Source organism: Neptunomonas marina (assembly GCF_004005935.1).
Classification (GTDB): Bacteria; Pseudomonadota; Gammaproteobacteria; order Pseudomonadales; family Balneatricaceae; genus Neptunomonas; species Neptunomonas marina.
The window spans coordinates 1-548 of the sequence record NZ_SACQ01000024.1 but is presented as its reverse complement, the minus strand read 5'-3'; the positions used below and the strand labels follow the sequence as shown (position 1 = coordinate 548).

Annotated in this window: 2 protein-coding genes; both read left to right on the top strand. The window is 47.4% G+C overall.

Annotated elements, in window-relative coordinates:
* Nucleotides 1-338 (top strand): transposase (locus EOE65_RS17880; RefSeq protein WP_164847159.1); only part of this gene is annotated, 338 nt, incomplete at its 5' end.
* 29 nt (nucleotides 339-367) lie between these two features.
* The coding region (locus EOE65_RS18415) for an IS3 family transposase (protein ID WP_164847044.1) at nucleotides 368-548 on the top strand (181 nt) is incomplete at its 3' end.

Below are 548 nucleotides of genomic sequence, written 5' to 3'. Positions count from 1 at the left end.
CAGCATATAAAAATCCAAAGAAGACGCGACAGTACAGCAATGAGTTCAAGTCTAAAGCTGTTAAGCTGAGTCACTTAAAAGGGGCAAGCGTGAAAGGTGTTGCGGAGTCACTCGGCATTCACCCCTTAATGTTGTCTCGGTGGCGAAAGGAATATCGAGAAGGAAAGATCGTGTCGGACAACCGGGAAAAGCTGGTTAAAAAACCGCGTACAGTCAGTGAAAACGAACGAGTTCGTCAGCTGGAAAAGCAGGTCCAGCAGCTGAAAATGGAGAATGATCTGCTAAAAAAGTGGCAACAATTTCTCGCGGAGGAACAGCGGAAAAGTTCAGGCTCATAGACCGTTATAGAAGGTTTTATAAGGTCAACATGCTGTGCCGGTTTCTGGGCGTATCACGCAGCGGTTTCTATGCTTGGTGTGGACGTAGTCAGAGCAAAAGAGCGCAACAAGATCGGCGCTTATTGGCGTATATACGAGACATCTTTCGTAAAAGCCGTGAAACATACGGCAGTCCACGTGTTTATCATGCCCTCAAGCGACAGGGCATCG